Here is a 21,295-nt window from a genome sequence, read left to right on the forward strand (position 1 = left end):
AAGCCACGCTAGCGTAGCGCGCACCGATGCGCGCTAGGCCCCGAAAAGCTGGTGTTTTTCAGCACAAACTTGCCCAAGGACCGTGCACCGGCCTCGCTGTTTTGCTTGCTTCCCTCTCCCCCACCCGCCACTGTGCCCAAAAATTTACCACCAACACCTGTGTATGGCCATCCCCCAAAAGGGGGGCTCTGACAGCATAGGCGATGCCGCTGGCCCGTGGGCCCAAGCAACTCAATCGCCCAACAGGCGGGCAGAGAAGTCCTCTATCGGGGCTGGACGTCCGAACAGGTAGCCCTGGAAGGCTTTGCAGCCGTTGCGCACCAGGAAGTCCCGCTGCCCCTCGGATTCCACACCCTCGGCCACCACCGCCAGGTCCAGGCTGCTGGCCAGTGCCAGCACGGTGCGGGCGATGGCAGCGTCATTGGGATCGGTGAGGATGTCGCGCACAAAGGACTGGTCAATCTTCAGCTGGTCCAGCGGCAAGCGCTTCAGGTAAGACAGCGAGGAATAGCCGGTGCCGAAGTCGTCCAGCGAGAAGCTGACGCCTATGGAGCGCAACTCGGTCATCTTGTTGATGGCGTCCTGCACGTCCACCAGCAGCAGGCTTTCGGTCAGCTCGAGCTTCAGCCGGTAGGGGTTCGCGCCGGTGCGCTTGAGCAGCTCCAGCACTTGCGAAGCGAAGTCGGGGTGGCGGAACTGGCGGGCGCTGACGTTGACGGCCACGGTCAGCGCACGGGTGCGGGGGTCGCCGTTCCACTGCACCAGCTGGCGCAGGGCCTGCTCCATCACCCATTGGCCCATCGGCAAGATCAACCCGGTCTGTTCGGCCAACGGGATGAACTCGCCCGGCATCACCATGCCGCGCTGGGGGTGCCGCCAGCGCACCAGCCCCTCGAAGCCGGTGATGCGCAAGGCCTCGTTGACCACCGGCTGGTAATACAGCAGCAACTCCTGGCGCTGCAGGCCCTGGCGCAAATCACTCTCCAGCGCGGCTCGCGCACTCACGGCCGCCTGCATGCGGGGGTCAAAGAAGCGCAGCGTGTTGCGCCCGGCGGACTTGGCCTGGTACATGGCCAGGTCGGCGCGCTTGAGCAGCTCGTCCACACTCTCCTGCTGGGCGTAGAACAGCGTCACCCCCATGCTGGGCGTGCTGTGGTGCTCGCCGCCGGCGAAGTAATAGGGCTGGTTCAGCGCCGAGAGTATCTTCTTGCCCACCGCCTCGGCCTGGGCCGCCGCCCCTTCCACGGCGACGTCCAGCTCCTCCAACATGACCACGAACTCGTCACCGCCCAGCCGGGCCACGGTGTCGATTTCGCGCACGCAGCCCGACAGGCGCTGCGCCACCTGCTGCAGCAGTTGGTCGCCCACGTCATGGCCCTGCGTGTCGTTCAGGTCCTTGAAGTTGTCCAGGTCGATGAACAGCAGCGCGCCGCGCTGCTGGTAGCGCCCGCTGGCGGCCAGTGCGGTCTGCAGCCGGTCCAGCAGCATGCGCCGGTTGGGCAGGCCGGTCAGCACGTCAAAAAACGCCAGATGCTGTATCTTGGCCTCGGCGCGCTTGCGCTCGGTGATGTCGCGCCCGGTGCCGCGATAGCCGCGGAAACTGCCCTGGGCGTCGAACACCGGCACACCGCTGATCAGGAACCAGGTCGGCTCGCCATCGGCGGCGGCGCGCTGCAACTCGAAGTCGCGAAACGGCTGGCGCGCTTCCAATATGGCCTTGTGCGCTCGCCAGTCCTGCTCGGTCATGTTGGGCGCAGGGATTTCCCAGCGCATCCGGCCCAGGTCGGTGTCGGCCGGGCCGTCCAGGTCGCCGTGCGTGCCCTCGAAGCGCACAAAACGGTAGTGCTCGTCCTGCTCCCAATACCAGTCGGACGACAGCTCGGTCAGGCTGCGAAAGCGCGCCTCGCTCTCTTGCAGCCGGGCCAGGGCCTGCTTGCGCTCGGTGATGTCGGTGATGGAGCCGTAAGAGACGATGCTGCCATCGGCCTCCTGGTACACCAGCGCGTTGCCGAACAGGAAGCGCTGGCTGCCATCGTCAAACGCCACCCGGAATTCCTGCGCCCACTGGTTGGAGCCGCGCCCGGCGTTCAGCAGCGAGCGTTCCACGCTGGCGAGGTCGTCGGGGTGGATGGCGGCGAACACACAGGCGGCGCTCTCGCGCGCCTGCGCCGGCGTGACCCGGAACAGCTCCCGTATGCCCTCGCTGGCAAAGGCATACCAGGCATGGCCGGCGGTGTTGCGCTGGTACTGGAACAGCATGCCCGGCACCTTGCCGGTGATCTTGTTGAGAAAATCCAGCTGCTCCTGCAGCGCCTGGCGGACCTGGTGCTCGGCGGTGATGTCGTGCACCACGCCAAAATCAAACTGCACCTGGCCGTCCTGGCTGTATTGACGCGCCAGGCGCGAGCGCACCCAGCGCACGCCGCCGTCCACATGGTTGAAGCGGTACTCGATTTCCTGGCCATCCATGCGCTGGCGCGCCTGGTTGAACAACTCCTTGTCCTCGTCCACGATGCCGGCACGGGCCTGCTCGCGGCTGGTGACGGTGCCCACAGGCAACCCGGCCAGCGCATACATGCTGGGCGACCAGTGCGAAAAGCCGCCGTCGGCGGTGCCTATCCAGTGGCCCACCTTGGCCAGCCGCTCGGTCAGGTCGTACAGCGTCAGCTGGTGGTTCAACTGCTCGTTGAGTTGCTGCAGGGAGGCCTGGCTGGCCTGCAAGGCGCTCTGCGCAGCGTGCGTGGCGGTCAGATCCGTCAGGAAGACAAGGTAATACACCTCGCCAGAGATAGTCTGGGCCCAACCTGACAGCAGGGCCCGCAATTGCCGGCCATCCTTGGCGGCAAACCCCATCTCCACGTTGCGCAGCCGGCCCTGCTGTCGCAGCGGTGCCAGCAACTCGGCGCGGTCGCCCTGACTGGGCCAAATGCCCAGTTCAACGGCGGAACGGCCCAGCGCCTCTTCGCGCGTGAAGCCCAGCAGGCGAACCCATTCGTCGTTCACTTCAACATAGTGGCCGTCGACCGCCCGCGTCAGGCTGACCGGCAAGGGGCTCTGGACAAACACGGCGGCCAGCATGGCCAGGGTCTGAGCGGCATCGGCACCATCCGGCACCGCCTGCAGATGAGCGTTGGCTTGGCGCAACGACTCCCGCAGCGAGCGCACGGCATGATCGCCGGCCACCCTCCCGTGATCCTGACGCTGTACTGTCATCCTCTTCCTCTTTTCAGCAGGGAAAATGGGCCAGCCGGCAGCCGCCTGTATCCACCAGTCAGCGCCCAAAATCCGCAATTCATCGCATCACGCTGGAACTTTGTCAGCATAAGCCCCATTCTCCGCCGTCACTTACACATTTTCACAAGAAACTGACCATGTCCTCCACAAGCCATTCCGAACAGGTTTCTTCTACCGCCGCCACCACCACCCGCCCCAAACGCCGCACCTGGGTCAAGGCCACCGCCTCCGTGGTGGTGCTGGCCGCCGTGGCCGGCTCGCTGGTGGCCTGGCGTGCCTCGGCGGCCAAAAAGGACGACGGCAAGAAACCAACCGCTGAAAAGGTGTTCGAGTTCAGCGCCAACGACATGGCGCGGCTGGAAGCGCGCCAGATTGGCAAGGTGATCCCGGTCTCGGGCAGCATGCGCCCGGTGTTGTTTGCCACCGTCAAATCCAAGCAGGCAGCCGAAGTGGCCAGCGTGCAGGTGAAGGAAGGCGAGCATGTCAAGGCTGGCCAGTTGCTGCTGGTGCTGGACACGCGCGACCTGAAGGCGCGGGTCGACTCGGCCCAGGCCGCGTTGGCCGAGGCCAAGGCCAGGCTGTCGCTGGCCAACAAAAACCAGGACACCAACGCCCAGTTGCTGGCCAAGAACTTCATCTCGCAAAACGCGGTGGACACCACGCAGAACGCCGTCGACGTGGCCCAGGCCAACGTCAACAACACCCAGGCGCAGCTGGACATCGCCAAGCGCGCGCTGGAAGACACCCAAGTGCGCGCGCCGTTTGCTGGCATCGTGGCCAAGCGCATGATCAACCCCGGCGAGAAGGTGTCGCCCGATACCCCGCTGATGCAGGTGGTGGACCTGGCCCAGATGGAGATCGAGACCCAGGTGCCGGTGGCCGAGATCCCGCTGATCAAGCTGGGGCAGGAAATCAGCTTCAAGGTGGACGGCTTTGACGGCCGCGCCTTCAACGGCCAGGTGGGCCGCATCAACCCGGCGGCCGAGCCTGGCACCCGCTCGATCTCGGTCTTCGTGACGCTGCCCAACGCCGATCTGGCGCTGAAGGGCGGCATGTTCGCCGCCGGCAAAGTATTGATCGCCGGCACCGCGCCGGTGAACGCACTGCCGGCCCAGGCGGTGCGTGAAGAAGGCGGCCAGTCCTTTGTCTACACCCTGAAAGATGGCCAACTGGACCGCAAGCCGGTCAGCCTGGGCCGCAAGAACGGGGACTCTGACTACGTGGAGATCCGGGAGGGCCTGGCCCCGGGCACGCAGGTGGTGGCCGTGAAAGCCGACGGCCTGAAACAAGGCGCCAAGGCCGTGCTGAAGGTGGCACAGGCAGCCGCCTCGTCACCCGCACCCAACGCCAGCAACACCCCCAAGACCGACAGCTAAGCCACCCGGCATCCCTCAAGAATAAGGAGCACTGCCATGTGGTTCACACGCGTCAGCATCAACAACCCGGTTTTCGCCACCATGGTCATGTTGGCCATCATGGTGTTGGGCCTGTTTTCCTACCTGCGCTTGCCGGTGGAGCAGATGCCCGACATCTCCATCCCCGTGGCGGTGATCGGCACACCCTACCCCGGCGCATCGGCCAAGGCGGTGGAGCAGGACGTCACCCGCCCCATCGAAGAAGCCATCAACACCGTCAGCGGCATCAAGGTGCTGCGCTCCACCTCGCGCGAAGGCTGGTCCTGGGTGGTGGCCGAGTTCGAGCTGAGCGTGGACATCAAGACCGCCGTGCAGGACGTGCGCGACAAGGTGGCGCAGGCACGCCGCAACTTCAACAAGGACGTGGGCGAACCCACCGTGACGCGCGCCGACAACGACAACGACCAGCCGCTGATCTACATGTCCATAGGCTCCGATTCGCGCTCGCTGCGCGAACTGTCCGACCTGGGGCAGCGCCTGGTGGTCAAGCGCCTGCAGGGCGCGCCCGGCGTGGGCAACATCGAGGTCAACGGCGCGGTGGAGCGGGAAATGTCCATCCTGCTGAACCCGGAGAAGCTGGCTGCCTTTGGCATTGGCGTGGACACGGTGGTGGCCGCCATCCAGATGGAAAACCAGGACGCCCCGGCTGGCGCGCTGGCCTCCCCCACCAGCGAGAAGCTGGTGCGGGTGATGGCCAAGCTCAAGACGGTGGAAAACTTCGAGAACATCATCGTCGGGCGCACCGGCACCGGCACCAACACGGTGCCGGTGAAGCTGGGCCAGGTGGCCAGCATCCAGGACGCCCAGCGCGAGGAAACCTCGATCGCCACCGAAAACGGCAAACGCGTGATCTCGCTGCAGGTGCGCAAGACGCACGGCGCCAACACCATCGAGATGGCCGAAGCCATACGCAAGCAGGTCACCGAGATCAAGAAGGGCCTGCCGCCGGACATCCGCCTGAACATCACCGAGGACGGCTCGGAGTTCATCAAGGACGGGGTGGACAACGTCAAGCACACCATCCTGGAAGGCGCGCTGCTGACCATCCTGATCGTGTTCCTGTTCCTGCATTCCTGGCGTTCCACGGTGATCACCGGCCTGACGCTGCCGATCTCGGTGTTCGCCGCCTTCATTGCGCTGTATGCCTTCGGCTTCACGCTGAACTTCATCACGCTGCTGGCGCTGTCCTTGTCCATCGGCATCCTGATCGACGATGCCATCGTGGTGCGCGAGAACATCGTGCGCCACGTCGCCATGGGCAAGAGCCACCGGCAGGCCTCGTTGGAGGCCACGCAGGAAATCGGGCTGGCGGTGATGGCCACCAGCTTCACCATCGTGGCGGTGTTCCTGCCGGTGGCCTTCATGGGCGGCATCATCGGCAAGTTCTTCTACCAGTTCGGCATCACCGTGGTGGTGTCGGTGCTGGTGTCTCTGTTCGTGTCGTTCACGCTGGACCCGATGCTGTCCAGCCTGTGGCGTGACCGACCGTCCAAGTGGATGACCTGGGGGCCGATCAAGTGGGTGCTTGACACGCAGGAGCGCTTCATCACCTGGCTGCACGCTTTCTACGACCGCGTGCTGCGGTGGGCGCTGAACTGGCGCAAGGCCACACTGGCCGGGGTGTTTGCCATCTTTGTCGCCAGCTTCTTCCTGACGCCGCTGATCGGCTCTGAATTCGTGCCCGAGGATGACAACGGCTCCACCAATGTGCGCATCCAGACGCCCATAGGTTCGTCGCTGGAGTACACCAACAACAAGGCGCAGCAGGTGGAAGGTTTGCTGCGCGAAATCCCCGAGATCAAGCGCATCTCCAAGTTCGTCAACAAGAACGGCGCCTGGTTCGACCTGGAAATCGGCAAGAAGAAAGACCGCAAGCGCGGCAAGAAGGACATTGACGACGACATCCGCGGCCGCCTGGCCAAGGTCGCCGGGCTGGACGTCAACATCGGCTGGAACCGTCCGATCCAGGTCTTCGTGCTCGGGCCGGACATCGGCGAGCTGGACCGCATCACCAAGCAGGTGATCACGAAGATGAAGGCCATCAAGGGCATCGTGGACATCGACAGCTCCTACAAGCCGACCACGCCCACGCTGGACGTGGTGGTCAACCGCGATCTGGCCAGCGACGTCGGCGTCAGCATGGCACAGATCACCGCCACCACCCGCGCCATGATAGGCGGCGAGCCGGCCGGCCAGTGGGAAGGCCCGGACGGCGAAAACCACCAGATCCTGGTGCGCCTGCCGCAGGCCGAGCGCACCGGCTCCAGTGACATGAACCGCATTTATGTGGCCAGCAGCTCGGTGACACCCGAAGGCGTGGCCCGCATGGTGCCGCTGCGCCAGATCGCCGAGTTCAAGCCGGCGTTTGCCGAGCGCCAGATCGACCGCCGCAGCCTGCAGCGCCAGATCCGCATCTTCACAGGCGTTTCCAAGGACGCCAACGTGGGTGACGTGTCGGCCGCGTTGCGCGAATCTGTCAAGGACATCTCGCTGCCGCCGGGCTACCAGTTCCAGTTCGGCGGCTCGTCGCAGGACATGCAGGAATCCTTGGGCTTCGCCATCGCCGCGCTGGCGCTGGGCGTGGTCTTCATCTACCTGATCCTGGCTTCGCAATTCGGCAGCTACCTGCAGCCGGTGGCGATCATGGCCTCGCTGCCGCTGTCCCTGATCGGGGTGCTGCTGGCGCTGCTGATCTTCGGCTCGACGCTGAACCTGTTCTCGGTGATCGGCTTCATCATGCTGATGGGCCTGGTGACCAAGAACGCCATTTTGCTGGTGGACTTCACCAACCATGGCCTGCGCGAGGGCTTGTCACGCAACGAGGCCATCCTGCAAGCCGGCCAGGTGCGCCTGCGCCCGATCCTGATGACCACGGCAGCCATGATTGGCGGCATGATGCCGCTGGCCCTGGCGCTGGGCCCGGGCTCGGAGCAGCAGTCGCCGATGGCACACGCGGTGATTGGCGGCATCGTCACCTCGACGCTGTTCACGCTGGTGGTGGTGCCAGTGCTGTTCACCTACTTCGACGCCTGGGGCCGCAAGGCCAAGGCCTGGCTGCTGCGCAACGAACCGGAAGAGCATGGCAGCGGGGCCGCCACCGGCGCGCACGTGTTGGCCGACAAGAACAAGGATTGACACCCTTTCCACCCCAACTCAGCCCGGTTCGCCGGGCTTTTTTTTGCCCCGTCAAAGCCGAACAAACAATCGCGAGGCGCCGGTCTGTTCGCTGCCGACGCCGCTAGTGCGCGTGGCTCCGCGGCTGTCCCCCGSGCCTWCGGCSCTCCTCCTTGATGCCGCTGCGCCACACGCCCCAGCGACATCGGGACCGTTGGCGGAGGAAGCGTTCGAATAACGAACACCGGACCACCAAACGCCCGCACGCCGACCGTGTTCACCGGATCAGGTCGTCATGGCACTCTGCGCAGCGGCATCAAGGAGGAGCGCCGTAGGCGCGGGGGACAGCCGCGGAGCGGAGTGCCGTGGCGGCCTGATCCTTGCCAATCAACTGGGCGCATAAGGGCTTCGACAAGCTCAGCCCGAACGGGTTGCCTCAGTTAGCCGAGTACCAGCTCTTCCACAAGAACCGGCCGCCCGAAAAGGTAACCCTGGAACGCCTTGCAACCGCTGCGCAGTAGAAAGCGCCACTGGCCGTCCGTCTCCACGCCTTCGGCCACCACGGCCAGATCCAGGCTGTGGGCCAGCGTCAGGATGGTGCGGGCGATGGCGGCGTCGTTGGGGTCGGTCAGCACGTCGCGCACGAAGGACTGGTCGATCTTCAGCTGATCCAGCGGCAACAGCTTCAGGTAACTCAACGACGAGTAACCGGTACCGAAATCGTCCAGCGCGAAACTCACGCCTATCGAGCGCAGCTCCGTCATCTTGACGATGGCGTCGTCCAGGTCCGACAGCAGCAGGCTTTCGGTCAGCTCGAGTTTGAGCCGGTAAGGGTTGGCGCCCGTCTTGCGCAGCAGCGACAGGATCTGCGTGGCGAACTCCGGGTGGCGGAACTGGCGCGCGCTGACGTTGACGGCGATGCTCAGCGAGCGCGTGGCCGCCGCGCCGTTCCAGGTCACCAGTTGCTGGCAGGCCGTCTCCAGCACCCACTGGCCCAGCGGCAGGATCAGGCCGCTTTGTTCGGCCACCGGGATGAATTCGCCCGGCGACACCAGGCCGCGCTGCGGATGCCGCCAGCGCACCAACGCCTCCACACCGGTGACGCGGCGCTCCACATCCACCACCGGCTGGTAATGCAGCACCAGCTCGTCGCGCTGCAGCCCCAGGCGCAGGTCCACCTCCAGCGCGGCGCGCGCTGATGCCGCTGCCTGCATGCGCGGGTCAAAAAAGCGCAGCGTGTTGCGCCCGGCCGCCTTGGCCTGGTACATGGCCATGTCGGCGCGCTTCAACAACTCGTCCACGTCCTGCAACTGGTCCGAAAACAAGGCCACGCCTATGCTGGGCGTGGCGCTGTGGTCCTGCCCGGCCAGGCGGAAGGCCTGGTTCAGGCTGGCGAGAATCTTCTTGCCCACCACCTCCACCTGGGCGGCGGCCTCCTCGGCCTCGCTGCTGAGTTCTTCCAGCATCACCACGAACTCGTCACCACCGAGTCGCGCCACGGTGTCGATCTGGCGCACACAGCGCAACAGCCGCTCGGCCACCTGCTGCAGCAGCGCGTCGCCCACATGGTGGCCCAGCGTGTCATTGATGATCTTGAAGTTGTCCAGGTCCAGGAACAGCAGCGCCCCATGGTCGTGCCGGCGCTCGCAGGCCGGCAGCGCCTGGCGCAGGCGGTCCAGCAGCAGGCGGCGGTTGGGCAGGCTGGTCAGCGGGTCGTAGAAAGCCAGGCGCTCGATCTCGGCCTCCACCCGCTTGTGCTCGGTGATGTCGCGCCCTATGCCACGGTAGCCCTGGAAACTGCCATCAGCGGCAAACACCGGCGCGCCGCTGACGGCCGTCCATTGGATATGGCCGTCCGGCGTGACCCGCTGCAACTCCAGGTTGTGAAAGCTCTCGTGCGCCAGCATTTGCGCCTCATGCGCCTGCCAGTCCTCAGCCGTCATGTTGGCGGCCGAGGCGTCCCAGGGGTGGTGCCCCAGGCGGGCTTTCAAATCCATGCTGGACAGGTCGGTCTTGCCGCCGAACCGGGTGAAGCGCAACTCGGCATCGGTCTCCCAATCCCAGTCCGAGGACAGGTTCGTCAGGTTGCGGTAGCGCTCCTCGCTGTCGCGCAGCGCCACCTGCGCCTGCATGTAATCGGTGACGTCGGTGTAGGTGCGCACCACGCCGCCACCTGCAACGGTGCGCGTCTTCACTTCCAAAGTGCGGCCGGAACGGGTCTGGCGCAAGTACTGCTCGGGCACGCTGCCCACGCTGCTGTTGCGAAAATTGCTGCTGCGGGCGTCGCGTATGCGCTTCTTCGCTGGCCCTTGCACCAGTTCATAGTCGTCGCCGAAATCGCCGCGCTCGTGCTGGAAGCGCAGCAGGTCCACCAATGTCAGCGGTTGCGCCAGCAACGACTCCGGCAAGTCCAGCAGTTCCAACGTGCGCCGGTTCATCAGGCTGATGCGACCATCGGGCTCCACCTTGGAAATACCCTGGCTGATGCTCTCCAACGTGGCCTGCAGGTCTTGCGACTTGCGTGTCAACTCCTGCCCACTCTCGCGCAACTGCGCCACCACCTCCACGTGTCGCGCGGCTGCCGCGAGCTTGGCCGCCAGCAGTTCCACATATTCGCCGCCGGGGTCGCGCAGCAGGTAGTCGTTGAAGCCGGCGTGCAGCGCGCGCGCCGCCACCTGCAACTCCACCTCTTCCGCCGCCGCAATGAGCACCGGGCAGTCCAGCTGCGCCAACAGATCGAAGGCCGAGCCATCGGGCAACTGGTGGCGCACCAGCGCGGCGGCGAACGGCTGCGCCGCCAGCATGCGTTTGGCATCCTCCCCCGACCGGGCGAACGCCACCGTGTAGGGAAACGTCCCCCCTTGGGCCGCTGCATTGACCAGGGCCTCCCAGTAGTGGGTCTGGTCGTCCACCACCAGCAGGCTGGGTCTGTCCGCCACGGGACTTATCCCCCTAGTCCGGCACCACGGCCGTGACTTCGATCTCGACCTTGGCCCGGTCCTCGATCAGCGCCGACACCTGCACCGCCGTCATGGCGATGGTGTAGTTGCCGATGATCTCCTTGAACAGCGGCCCGATCTGCGCCACGCTGGCCAGATAGTCCCGCTTGTCGGTCAGGTACCAGGTCATGCGCGTGATGTGCTTGGGCTCAGCGCCGCCCGCCGCCAGCACGGCCACGATGTTGAGCAGCGCCTGGCGCACCTGGTCCACCAGCGCGTCGCTCTGGAAGCGCTCCTGTGCATCCCAGCCAATCATGCCGGCCACGAAAATCGTGCGGCCCTGGGCGGCCACGCCGTTGGCATAGCCGCGCGGGCGCGGCCAGCCGGGGGGAAGCAATGCCTGATGCATCTGCGTCTGTCCTTTGCGTTTCAAGTCGGTGGCGAAGCCTGCTTCAGCAGGTCCTTGCCGATGATCAATTGCTGCACCTCGGTGGCGCCTTCGTAAATGCGCAGCGCGCGGATTTCGCGGTACAGCGACTCCACCGGCTGCCCGCTGACCACGCCCAGGCCACCCCACATCTGCAATGCCGCATCAATGACCTGCTGGGCACCCTCGGTAGCGGCCAGCTTGGCCATGGCGGCCTCACGGGTCACATTGTGGCCCTGATCGCGCATCCAGGCGGCCCGGTAGGTTAACAGGGCCGCCGAATCCACGGTGGTGGCCATTTGCGCCAGCTTGACCTGGGTCAACTGCAGGTCGCCCAGCACGCCGCCAAACAGCTTGCGGGAAGCGGCCCGCGCCAGCGCCTCTTCCAGCGCGCGGCGGCCAAAACCCAAAGCCGCAGCGGCCACCGAGGTGCGAAACACGTCCAGCGTGCGCATGGCCAGCTTGAAACCCTCGCCCGCCCCGCCCAGCCGCTGGGTCAACGGGATGCGGCAGTTGTCAAAGCGCAACCGCGCCAGCGGGTGCGGCGCCATCACCTCGATGCGCTCGGCGATATGGAAACCAGGCGCGTCGGCATCGACGATAAAGGCCGAGATGCCGCGCGCGCCAGGCGCCTCGCCGGTGCGGGCAAACACGACGTAGAAGTCGGCAATGCCGCCATTGGAAATCCAGGTCTTCTCGCCGTTCAGCACCACCGTGTCGCCCTGCATTTCCGCAGTGCAGGCCATGGCCGCCACGTCGGAGCCTGCTTCGGGCTCGGACAGCGCGAAGGCCGCCAACGCCTGGCCGGCCGCCACACGAGGCAGGTAACGCTGCTGCTGCTCAGGTGTACCTTGCAACGAGATGGCGCCGGAACCCAGGCCCTGCATGGCAAAGGCGAAGTCCGCCAGGCCGTTGTGGCGCGCCAGTGTCTCGCGCAGCAGGCAGATGGCACGGGTGTCGATGACGTCAGCCGCACCGCCGTGCGCGGTGCCGGCCACCGCGTGGCGCAGCCAGCCGGCCTGGCCCAGCGCGCGCACCAGGTTGCGGCATTGGGTGTCCACGTCACCGTGCGGCAGCCCGCGCACCTCACGCGCAGCCCAGGCATCCAGCTCGCGCGCCAGCGTGCGGTGACGCTCTTCAAAAAAAGGCCAATCCAGAAAGTCTGCCATGGTCAATTGCCCTGGAACACCGGCTTTTGCTTGGCGGCAAAGGCCTCGTAAGCGCGGTTGAAGTCTTCCGTCAACATGCACAGGGCCTGGGCCTGAGCCTCGGCTTCTATGGCCTGGTCTATGCCCATGTCCCACTCCTGATGCAGCATGGTCTTGGTGATGCCGTTGGCAAACGTGGGGCCGCTGGCCAGGTCACGCGCCATGGCCGTGGCCTGGCTCAGCACGTCCTCGGGCGCGCACAAGCGGTTGAAAAAGCCCCACTGGTAAGCCTCCTCGCCACCGAGCGCGCGGCCGGTGTACAGCAGCTCCGACGCACGCCCCTGGCCAACGATGCGCGGCAGCATGGCGCAGGCGCCCATGTCGCAGCCGGCCAGCCCCACGCGGTTGAACAGGAAGGCGGTCTTGCTGCGCGCAGTGCCCAGCCGCAAATCCGACGCCATGGCCATGATGGCACCGGCACCAGCGCACACGCCATCGATGCTGGCCACGATGGGCTGCGGGCAATGGCGCATGGCCTTGACCAGGTCGCCGGTCATGCGGGTGAACATCAGCAACTCCGGCGCCTTCAGCTTCACCAGCGGGCCGATGATGTCGTGCACGTCGCCACCGGAGCAGAAGTTGTCGCCAGCGCCGTGCAGCACCACCACCGTGACGTCGTTGGCATGACGCAGTCGGCCAAACAGGTCGCGCAGCTCGGCGTAGGAATCAAACGTCAGCGGGTTCTTGCGCTCGGGGCGGTTCAGCGTGATGGAGGCCACGCCGTCCTGCACAGACCACAGGAAATGCGTGGCCTGGTAGTTGGCGCAGGGCCGGCGGTTGCCGGCCAGCAGGGCCGGATCCACAGGGCTGGCGATGGGGTTGCTCATGGGGTCTCCGTGATGTTGTTCTTCAGATGGGTTCCTTGGGCGCCGGGGCACCCGCCGCCGCCTGCGCCTTGGCACGTGCAAAACCGGCTTCCAGCTGGCTCTTGCCCGACCGGTATTGTTTGGGCCAGTCCACCAGCGTGTAGCCTATGCGGGCCGCCTCAGTCAGCGTCCAGGCTGGGTTGGCCAGGTGCGGACGGGCGACGGCGCACAGGTCGGCGCGGCCGGCGGCGATGATGCTGTTCACATGGTCGGCCTCGGAGATGGCGCCCACCGCGATGGTGGCGATGCCGGCCTCGTTGCGCACGCGGTCGGCAAACGGCGTCTGGAACATGCGGCCATAGACCGGTTTTTCCTGCTTGCTGACCTGGCCGGACGAGCAGTCGATCAGGTCCGCGCCGGCGGCCTTGAAGGCCTTGGCGATGTGCACCGCATCATCTGGCGTGATGCCGCCTTCCACCCAGTCGTGCGCCGAGATGCGCACCGACATCGGCAGGTGCTCGGGCCAGGCCGCGCGCACGGCGGCAAACACTTCCAGCGGGTAGCGCAGCCGGTTGTCCAGACTGCCGCCGTACGCATCGGTGCGTTGGTTGGTCAGCGGGGAGATGAAGGATGACAGCAGGTAGCCGTGCGCGCAGTGCAGCTCCAGCCAGTCGGCGCCGGCCTGCACCGCGCCCAAGGTGGCCTGCACAAACTGCGCAGTGACCAGGTCCATGTCGTCGCGCGTCATCGCGCGCGACACCTGGCTCACGCCTGGCAAATACTGCTGCTCGGACGCCGACATCAGCGGCCAGTTGCCCTGCACCAGCGGCTGGTCGGTGCCCTCCCAGGCCACGCGGGTGGAGGCCTTGGCGCCGGCATGGCCGATCTGGATGGCGAACTTGGCGTCGCTGTGGGCGTGTATCCAGTCGCCAATGCGCTTGAAGCCGGCCACCTGCTCGGGGGTGTACAGGCCGGGGCAGCCGGGGGTGATGCGGCCCTCGGGGCTGACGCAGGTCATCTCGGCAAACACCAGGCCGGCGCCGCCCATGGCGCGCGCGCCCAGGTGCACCAGGTGGTAATCGCCCACCAGACCGTCCACCGCCGAGTATTGGGCCATGGGGGACACCACCACGCGGTTCTTCAGCCGCACGCTGCGCACCTGGTAGGGGGTGAACATGGGGGGCGGTGGCGGGGCATGGTCGGGCACCTCCAGGCCAGCCTGGCGCGCAAACCAGCGCTCGTAGCCGCCCAGCCAGGCGGCATCGCGCAGGCGCAGGTTTTCGTGCGAGATACGCTGGCTGCGCGTCAGCATGGAGTACATGAACTGCTCCGGCGGCAGTGTGTCGGCATAGCGCTGGCCCACCACCTCGAACCACTCCATGGCGTTCCAGGCGGCGTTTTGCAGCCGCAGCACGTCCACCTCGCGCAGCGCCTGGTAGCGTGCCAGCACCTCGGGCAGGTGGTGTTCCGCATCCGGCTGCTGGCCAAACTGGCGCGCCAGCTCAATGGCGTCTTCTATCGCCAGCTTGGTGCCCGAGCCGATGGCGAAGTGCGCGGTGTGCACCGCGTCGCCCATCAGCACCACATGGCTGTGGCCGTTGAAATGCCACCAGCGCTCGCACTTGATGCGCTGAAAGTTCAGCCAGGCCGAGCCGCGCAGGTGGCGCGCATTGGTCATCAGCTTGTGCCCGCCCAAATGCTTGGCAAACAGCTGCTCGCAGAACGCCACCGATTCCTCGGCATTCAGCTTGTCGAGCCCATGCGCCAACCAGACGTCTTCCGGCGTCTCGACGATGAAGGTGGTGGTGCTGTCGTCAAACTTGTACACGTGGGCCTGGAACCAGCCGTGCTCGGTCTTCTCAAACGTGAAGTTGAAGGCGTCGTACAGCTTGTGCGTGCCCAGCCAGATGAAGCGGTTGGGCCGCGTCACCACGTCGGGCTTGAACACCTCCGGGTAGCGGTTGCGGATGCGGGAGTTGATGCCGTCGGAGGCGATGATCAAATCCGCATCAGGAAAGTCCAGGTCCGACGCCACCTCTTGCTCGAACACCAGCTTGACGCCCAGTTCCTCGCAACGGGCCTGCAAGATATTCAGCAGCTTCTTTCGCCCGATGCCGACAAACCCATGGCCACCGCTGCGGATGTACCGGCCCTTGAACTCCAGCTCGATGTCGTCCCAGTGGTTGAACGCCTGCTGGATGGTGGCGGCGGTCTCGGGGTCCCACTGGCGCATGTTGTCCATGGTGGCGTCGGAAAACACCACGCCCCAGCCAAAGGTGTCATATGGCTTGTTGCGCTCCACCACGGTGATGTCGTGCGCCGGGTTTTGCCGCTTCATCAGCAGCCCGAAATACAGGCCGGCCGGGCCGCCGCCTATGCAAACGATATTCATGTTGGCGCTTTGTCTCTCTCTAGGGCTACAGTTTAGGGCAACGTGAAGTCCTTCCACACGGGTTTGGTTTGTGGAGGATCAGGCCGCCACGGCACTCCGCTCCGCGGCTGTCCCCCGGCCTGCGGCCTCCTCCTTGATGCCGCTGCGCCGAATGCCATGGCGACCTGATCCTACGAACGTGGCTGGCGCGCCAACGTCGGTATGCCGGCGTTACGTTAGCCAACGGACCCGATGTCGCTGGGGCGCGTGGCGGAGGGAAATCAAGGGGGGGGCCCGCAGGGCCGGAGGACATTCCCGTAGCCACGCGCACCAGCGGCGTCGGCAGACCGCCAAGGCCCTCCCCCGCTCTTCGATCAGCGCCCAGCCGTTGGAGGAAGCGAACCGGAAGATCGTGTCTAATAGCGCGCTGGGCCAAGCGCCCGAGACAGACGAACACGCCCCTTTCCCCGCCTCGACGAGATCAAGACAGCGCGCCCCATGGAGGATCTTTCCCAACACACGCCCATGATGCAGCAGTACCTGCTGCTGAAGAAGGACCACCCCGACACGCTGGTGTTCTATCGCATGGGGGATTTCTACGAGGTCTTCTTCGCCGATGCCGAGAAGGCCGCGCGGCTGCTGGGCATCACGCTGACCCGGCGCGGGCAGTCGGCCGGGCAGCCGGTGGTGATGGCCGGCGTGCCCTTTCATGCACTGGAAAACTACCTGGCCAAGCTGATCAAGCTGGGCGAGTCGGTGGCCATCTGCGAGCAGGTGGGCGAAGTAGGCGGCAAGGGGCCGGTGGAACGCAAGGTGATGCGGGTGGTGACACCCGGCACCGTGACCGACACCGAGTTGCTGAGCGACAAGACCGAATCGCTGTTGATGGCGGTGCACCAGGGCCCGCGCAACACCTATGGCCTGGCCTGGCTCAGCGTGACGCAGGGCGAGATGAACCTGGCCGAATGCGCCGGCGACGAGGTGGCTGATTGGGTGGCCCGCCTGGGCCCGAGCGAGTTGCTCTATGGGGCCGACATCACCGCCAGCTTTGAGGGTCGGCTGAAGGCCATGCACCTGGCCTCAAGCACCGGCCCGTCGCTGACGGCGCGCGCCCAATGGCATTTCGACAGCGCCCTGGGCCAGCGCAAGCTGCTGGAGCTGCTGGGCGCGGCCAGCCTGAGCTCCTGGAACGCCCAGGACCTGGTGCAGGCCCACGCCGCCGCCGCTGCGCTGCTGGGCTATGCCGAACACACCCAGGGCCGGGCGCTGAGCCATGTGCACAGCGTGCGCGTGCAGCGCGACGACGAGCTGATCGACTTGCCGCTGACCACCCGGCGCAACCTGGAGCTGGTGCAGACGCTGCGTGGCGAGGACGCGCCCACGCTGTTTTCGCTGCTGGACACCTGCATGACCGGCATGGGCAGCCGGCTGCTGAAGAACTGGCTGCTGACCCCCCGGCGCGACCGCATGGAGGCGCAGCAGCGCATAGACGCCATCTCGGCCTTGCGCCCTGCGCTGTGGCAATCGCTGCGCGCGCAACTGAAAGGCAGCACCGACGTCGAGCGGGTGACTGCCCGCATCGCGCTGCGCCAGGTGCGCCCGCGCGAGCTGGTGGGCCTGCAGCTGACACTGCAAAAGGCCGCTGGCCTGGCGCCGCTGCTGCAAGACCAGCCTGGCCTGCTGGAACGCATGGCCGACCACCTGCAACCACCGGCCGATGCCATTGTGCTGCTGGGCCGCGCCATCATGGAAGAACCCGCCGCGCTGGTGCGCGACGGCGGCGTCATGGCCACCGGCTTTGATGCCGAGCTGGACGAGCTGCGCGCCATCCAGACCAACTGCGACGACTTCCTGCTGGACCTGGAGCAGCGCGAACGCGCGCGCACCGGCATTGCAAATTTGCGCGTGCAATTCAACAAGGTGCATGGCTTCTACATCGAGGTCACGCAAGGCCAGGTCGACAAGGTGCCCGACGACTACCGGCGCCGCCAGACGCTGAAGAATGCCGAGCGCTTCATCACCCCCGAGCTGAAGGCTTTCGAGGACAAGGCGCTGAGCGCGCAGGAGCGCGCGCTGGCGCGTGAGAAATGGTTGTATGAGCAGGTGCTGGACCAGTTGCAGGCCTTCGTGCCGCAGCTCACCCGCGTGGCCCGCGCGGTGGCGGCGCTGGACGCGCTGTGCGCGCTGACCGAGCGCGCGCTCACCTTGGGCTGGTGCGCGCCGCAGTTCGTGCGCGAGCCGGCCATCGACATTTCCCAAGGCCGCCACCCGGTGGTGGAGGCCCGGCTGGCAGAAATGAGCAGTGGTAGTTTCATCGCCAACGACACCCGCCTGGGCAGCAAGATGCGCATGCAGGTCATCACCGGCCCCAACATGGGCGGCAAATCGACCTACATGCGCCAGGTCGCCATCATCACCCTGCTGGCCAGCATCGGCAGCTACGTGCCCGCCGCCGCCTGCCGGCTGGGGCCGATAGACGCCATCCACACCCGCATCGGCGCGGCGGACGACCTGGCCAACGCCCAGTCCACCTTCATGCTGGAGATGACCGAGGCGGCGCAGATCCTGCATGCCGCCACGCCCCACTCGCTGGTGCTGATGGACGAGATCGGCCGCGGCACCTCCACTTTCGACGGGCTGGCGCTGGCCAGCGGCATTGCCGCCCAGTTACACGACCGCACCCAGGCCTTCACGCTGTTTGCCACCCATTACTTCGAGTTGACCGAGTTTCCGGCCAAGCACCACGCGGCGCAGAACGTGCACGTCAGCGCGGTGGAGTCGGGCCGCGACGTGGTGTTCCTGCATGCCATCGAGGCCGGCCCGGCCAGCCGCAGCTACGGCATCCAGGTGGCACGCCTGGCGGGCATGCCGGCAGGAGTGGTAAACCACGCGCAGCACGCGCTGGAGGCCCTGGAATCCAAGGCCAGCCAGACCCAAGCGCAGGTGGACCTGTTCGCACCGCCCCCAGCCAGCGCCGCGCCTGCCGCCAGCACCGTCGAAAAAGCCCTGGCGGCGCTGGACCCCGACGCCTTGAGCCCGCGCGATGCGCTGGAAGCCTTGTACCAGTTGAAAAAGCTCAGCCGCGCGCAGTAGCCGCCAGCCGTTGCGGCGACAATAGCGGGGTAACCGAAAGCCCTTGCCAGGGCCCCTGCCATGACTTATTGCGTCGCCATCAAACTCAATGCCGGGCTGGTGTTCCTGTCCGACTCGCGCACCAACGCCGGGTTGGACCAGATCAGCACCTTCCGCAAAATGATCATCTACGAGAAGCCGGACGACCGCTTCATGGTGCTGTTGTCGGCCGGCAACCTGTCGATCTCGCAATCGGTGCGCGAGATCCTGCAGGTGGAGCAGATCAAGGAACACGAGGACAGCGCCCCCATCACCATCTGGAACGCCACCAGCATGTTCGACGCCACCCGGGTGCTGGGCGCGGCGGTGCGCCACATCTATGAGCGCGACGCCGAATCCCTGCGCCAGTCGGGGGTGGATTTCAACGTCACGCTGATCTTCGGCGGCCAGATCAAGGGCGAGGCAATGCGCCTGTTCCAGGTCTATGCGGCTGGCAACTTCATCGAAGCCACACCCGAAACGCCCTACTTCCAGGCCGGCGAATCCAAATACGGCAAGCCGGTGCTGGACCGCGTGCTCAACCCCGAGACGCCGCTGGACGAGGCCGCCAAGTGCGCGCTGGTGTCTATGGACTCGACGCTGAAGTCCAACCTGTCGGTAGGCCTGCCGCTGGACCTGGTGGTGTACGAAGCCAACCAGTACCAGAGCGAGAAGATCGTCTGCGTGGACGAGAACAACCCCTATTTCCGCATGCTGCACGACAGCTGGGGCCAGAAGCTGCGCGCCGTGTTCGACAGCATCGAAGACCCGATGTGGAACGGCGAACAGACCACCGTGCCGCTGATGCTGCCCAGCAGCCGCAGCAAGCCGCTGAAAAAAATCACAACCCCCCAAGAGAAGCTCATCTGACGGGCGGCTGATGTCCCTGTTGATCTTTTCCCACGCCAACGGCTTCCCCGCCAGCGTCTACCGCGTGCTCTTCAAGAGCCTGCGCGCCCGCGGCTACACGGTCAAGGCGGTGGACAAATTCGGCCACGACGCCAACTACCCGCCGACCAACAACTGGCCCCACCTGGTGCAGCAGCTGGTGGACTTTGCGCACGAGCAGACCGCCAAGGCCGGTGAACCGGCCTACCTGGTGGGCCACTCGCTGGGCGGTTTCCTCAGCGTGATGGCGGCGGCCCGCCGCCCGGAACTGGCGCGCGCCGTGCTGCTGCTGGATTCACCCATCCTGGGCGGCTGGCGCGCCACCACGTTGGGCGTGATCAAGCGCACCCAATTGGTGGGTTCGGTGTCGCCAGGTGCCGTCAGCCGGCGCCGGCGCACCAGTTGGCCCAGTGCCGAGGCCGCATTGGCGCATTTCCGCACCAAAAAGGTGTTTTCGCGCTGGGATCCGGAGGTGTTGCACGACTATGCGCACCGGGCCATGCAGGAGCAGGATGGCCAATGGGTGCTGGGTTTCGACCGCGACGTGGAAACCGCCATCTACAACACCCTGCCCGACAACCTGGATCGCCTGCTGGCGCGCCACCCCCTCAAATGCCCGGTGGCTTTCGTGGGCGGCCGCCACTCGCAGGAAATGAAGCAGGTGGGCATGGCCATGACCGAAAAGTTGACCAAAGGCCGCATCACCATTTTGGACGGCAGCCACCTGTTTCCCATGGAAAACCCGCTGGCAACCGCCGCCGCGATCGAGGCAAACTTGCGCAGCCTGACCGTTTAGTCAGTTTTTTGCGACATTTTGGGGCTGAAATTGCCTAAAAAACTGGCACGAAAGTTGCAAAAATGCATCATTTCAGCCAAACCGACGGACTGCCTAATTTTCGTCACAACGCCTTGATACACTGATTTGTCATACGCTCAAAGCCCCTTTTCACACCTGTTTGCCGGACTCCAAAAAGTCCGTTGTTTGACACCGTTGTTTGATACCCCATGGCCACGATAGGAATGCAGCAATACAGCTACCGCCCGCAGGATCCTGCGAGCCGGTACAAGGGCGTGATCCTGGTGATCGCGCTGCACGCGCTCATCCTCTGGGTGCTGGCCACCGGCCTGGCGCGTGACGCCACCAAGCTGGTCAAGAAGACGCTGGAGGCCGCGGTGATCCAGGAGGTGTTCATCCCACCACCGCCGCCACCGCCGCCGAAGGAAATCAAGCCGCCCGAGCCGCAAAGCGTGGTCAAGATCGATACACCGCCACCGCCGGCCTTTGTGCCGCCACCGGACGTGCCGGTCAACCAGTCGACCACGGCACCTAGCATTCAGTCCACACAGCAAGTGCCCACCGCACCGCCGGTGATCGCCCCGCCACCGCCGCCGGCGCCGGACAACTCCAAGGCCATCGCCGCGTCGATGGAAAACGAGTACATGGTCAGCCTGCGCGCCATGCTGGACAGCACCAAGCGCTACCCCACCGGCCGGCGTGCCAGCCAGGAACGCCCGGAAGGCAAGGTACGCATCTGGTTCACGCTGACCCGCACCGGCGCGCTGGTGGATTCCGGCGTGATGGAATCCAGCAATTCCAACCTGCTGGACGACGCAGCACTGGCCGGTGTGCGCCGTGCCACCTACCCGCCCTTCCCGCCCAACACCTGGACCGGGCAGGAGCAGCACAAGTTCCAGGTCGAATTGAACTTCAAGGCGCCCTGATCAAGTTTCCTAACCAGCGCTGCCGGATAAGCAGCTTTTCACCAACCCCAACCTCATCAA

12 protein-coding genes are annotated in these 21,295 nt (G+C 65.7%); 6 read left to right on the forward strand and 6 right to left on the reverse strand.

Annotation, left to right across the window (positions count from 1 at the left end; translation table 11 throughout):
• Positions 1 to 231 precede the first annotated feature (231 nt).
• Entirely contained in the window at positions 232 to 3,213 is a 2,982-nt protein-coding gene (locus AC1DX2_RS10245; protein WP_477196234.1) for a sensor domain-containing protein, read from the reverse strand.
• Positions 3,214 to 3,371: 158 nt separating this feature from the next.
• On the opposite strand from AC1DX2_RS10245, the gene AC1DX2_RS10250 reads away from it, so the two are divergent.
• Positions 3,372 to 4,610 (forward strand): efflux RND transporter periplasmic adaptor subunit, encoded by a 1,239-nt coding sequence (locus AC1DX2_RS10250; protein ID WP_477196235.1) that lies wholly within the window; start codon positions 3,372 to 3,374, stop codon positions 4,608 to 4,610.
• A gap of 36 nt (positions 4,611 to 4,646) precedes the next feature.
• On the forward strand, positions 4,647 to 7,784 hold the full coding sequence (locus AC1DX2_RS10255) for an efflux RND transporter permease subunit (protein ID WP_477196236.1): 3,138 nt from the start codon (positions 4,647 to 4,649) through the stop codon (positions 7,782 to 7,784).
• A gap of 419 nt (positions 7,785 to 8,203) precedes the next feature.
• On the opposite strand, the gene AC1DX2_RS10260 is transcribed toward AC1DX2_RS10255, so the two are convergent.
• From AC1DX2_RS10260 to AC1DX2_RS10280, 5 genes are read right to left on the reverse strand one after another with little or no spacing between them, the layout of a single operon-like run.
• Positions 8,204 to 10,702: a two-component system response regulator gene (locus tag AC1DX2_RS10260; RefSeq protein ID WP_477196237.1), complete on the reverse strand. Its 2,499-nt coding sequence runs from the start codon at positions 10,700 to 10,702 to the stop codon at positions 8,204 to 8,206.
• A gap of 13 nt (positions 10,703 to 10,715) precedes the next feature.
• Entirely contained in the window at positions 10,716 to 11,111 is a 396-nt protein-coding gene (locus tag AC1DX2_RS10265; protein ID WP_477196238.1) for a RidA family protein, read from the reverse strand.
• A gap of 20 nt (positions 11,112 to 11,131) precedes the next feature.
• On the reverse strand, positions 11,132 to 12,298 hold the full coding sequence (locus AC1DX2_RS10270; protein WP_477196239.1) for an acyl-CoA dehydrogenase family protein: 1,167 nt from the start codon (positions 12,296 to 12,298) through the stop codon (positions 11,132 to 11,134).
• Positions 12,299 to 12,300: 2 nt separating this feature from the next.
• The gene (locus AC1DX2_RS10275; protein ID WP_477196240.1) at positions 12,301 to 13,164 is read right to left on the reverse strand and encodes an enoyl-CoA hydratase family protein; all 864 of its coding nucleotides are present in this window, start codon (positions 13,162 to 13,164) and stop codon (positions 12,301 to 12,303) included.
• Positions 13,165 to 13,186: 22 nt separating this feature from the next.
• Entirely contained in the window at positions 13,187 to 15,535 is a 2,349-nt protein-coding gene (locus tag AC1DX2_RS10280; protein ID WP_477196241.1) for a bifunctional salicylyl-CoA 5-hydroxylase/oxidoreductase, read from the reverse strand.
• 477 nt (positions 15,536 to 16,012) lie between these two features.
• On the opposite strand from AC1DX2_RS10280, the gene mutS reads away from it, so the two are divergent.
• The 4 genes from mutS (at position 16,013) to AC1DX2_RS10300 (ending at position 21,235) form a co-directional block, all read left to right on the forward strand.
• Positions 16,013 to 18,607 (forward strand): DNA mismatch repair protein MutS, encoded by a 2,595-nt coding sequence (gene mutS, locus AC1DX2_RS10285; RefSeq protein WP_477196242.1) that lies wholly within the window; start codon positions 16,013 to 16,015, stop codon positions 18,605 to 18,607.
• 60 nt (positions 18,608 to 18,667) lie between these two features.
• Entirely contained in the window at positions 18,668 to 19,495 is an 828-nt protein-coding gene (locus tag AC1DX2_RS10290) for a proteasome-type protease (protein WP_477196243.1), read from the forward strand.
• Positions 19,496 to 19,505: 10 nt separating this feature from the next.
• The gene (locus AC1DX2_RS10295; protein WP_477196244.1) at positions 19,506 to 20,309 is read left to right on the forward strand and encodes an alpha/beta fold hydrolase; all 804 of its coding nucleotides are present in this window, start codon (positions 19,506 to 19,508) and stop codon (positions 20,307 to 20,309) included.
• 209 nt (positions 20,310 to 20,518) lie between these two features.
• Positions 20,519 to 21,235, forward strand: coding sequence for an energy transducer TonB (locus AC1DX2_RS10300; RefSeq protein WP_477196245.1), 717 nt, complete (start codon positions 20,519 to 20,521; stop codon positions 21,233 to 21,235).
• The last annotated feature ends 60 nt before the right edge of the window (positions 21,236 to 21,295 follow it).

Source organism: Hylemonella sp. P2_B10, from assembly GCF_056404875.1.